This is a genomic window from Stenotrophomonas sp. P5_A8 (genome assembly GCF_056400545.1).
This window is the reverse complement of sequence record NZ_JBFULB010000527.1, coordinates 1-1,514: the sequence shown is the minus strand read 5'-3', so window position 1 is coordinate 1,514 and position 1,514 is coordinate 1. Positions and strand designations below refer to the sequence as shown.

The 1,514-nt window shown below is 65.6% G+C and carries 1 protein-coding gene; it reads right to left on the bottom strand.

Annotated features, from left to right (window positions below):
- Window positions 1–279 precede the first annotated feature (279 nt).
- A partial coding sequence (locus AC1DQP_RS20365) for a TonB-dependent receptor domain-containing protein (protein WP_478052414.1) occupies window positions 280–1,514 on the bottom strand: 1,235 nt, incomplete at its 5' end.

Genomic DNA, 1,514 nt, shown 5'->3' with positions numbered 1-1,514 from the left:
CGCGCCCCAACCGGTAGAGCCACGCCATGCGTGGCTGCACCAACATCCGGCACCGCGCCGCAGCCGGTAGAGCCACGCCACGCGTGGCCGCACCACCAKCCCGCACCGCGCCCCAACCGGTAGAGCCACGCCATGCGTGGCTGCGCGACCATCCGACATCGCGCCGCAGCCGGTAGAGCCACGCCATGCGTGGCTGCGCGACCCGCGCGCGTCGTGCAGAACGCAGAACGCCGGGCAATGCCCGGCGCTCTGTGGTGTCCGCTTGCGGTCAATGACCGGTCAGAACGACCAGTTGAACGTGATCGACCCATTGCGGCCATCGCCGTACGCACCATACCCGTTGATCTGCGAGAAGTACTTCTTGTCCAGCAGATTGTTGAGGTTGGCCTGCACGCTGAACTCGGGCGAGATGCGGTAGCGCACGAAGGCACTCACCAGCGCGTAGCCGTCCTGCTCGATGCGGCCGTATGCCGGCACCGGGTAGTAGATGCGGTTCTGCCAGTTGGCGCCGCCGCCCACGGTGAGCGCGGTCAGCGACTGCGGGGTGTAGCTGGTGAACAGCTTGATCGTCGTCTGCGGCAGGTTGGTGTTGATGTCCGCGTCGTTGATGTCCTTGGCCACGTAGCGCGAAGCACCGAAGGTGGCATTCCAGCCCGGGGCCAGTTCGCCGTTCACTTCAAACTCAAACCCCCGGCTGACCGTGCCGCGCGCAGCGATGTAGGCAGTTTCGCCGCCCGTTCCGCCCACCACCGGTTCGCCGGTGGACTGGCCCACGTTGTCCTGCTCGATACGGAACACGGCAAGCGAGGCATTCAAGCGGTCGTCGAACCATGCACCCTTGACGCCCACTTCGTAGCTCTTGCCGTCCACCGGATCCAGGTAGCTGCCGTTGCGGTTCTTCAGCATCTGCGGCTGGAAGATCTCGGTATAGCTGGCGTAGGTGGAGTAGGTGTCGTTGAGGTCGAACACCAGGCCGGCGTACGGAGTGGTGACCTTGTGCGAGCGGTCGGCGCCTTCACCCTCGCTCTTCCAGTCGGTGTAACGCGCGCCGAGGATCAGCTTGAGCGGCTCGGCCAGCGACAGGCGGGTGGCGGCATAGCCGRCCTTCTGGGTGATGGTGCCTTCGCTCTGCAGCGGCAGGGTGGCGGCCCAGTTCGGCTCGGGGAAGTTGCCTACGCCGGCCAGGTAGTTGTCCAGCGGCGCCCAGCCCACCTGGTAGTCGCCGTAGTTGGCGAACTCGCGCTTGTTGTAGCTCAGGCCGGCCATGAACTGGTGCTCGCGGCCGAACAGCTGGAACGGGCCTTCCACGAAGCCATCCACCGCGTTGACCTTGCGCTCGGTGTTGTAGAAACCTGCCGAGGGCGTGACGCCGGCGCCGGTGCTCTTGTCCAGCAACGAGGCGCCCGAGGTCCAGTCGTTGTAGGCCGGATAGAACAGCTTGTCATCGGCCTTGGTGGTGTCATGCGTCGCGCCGAGCTTGACCTTCCAGTCGTTGCCGAAGGCATGCTCCAGCG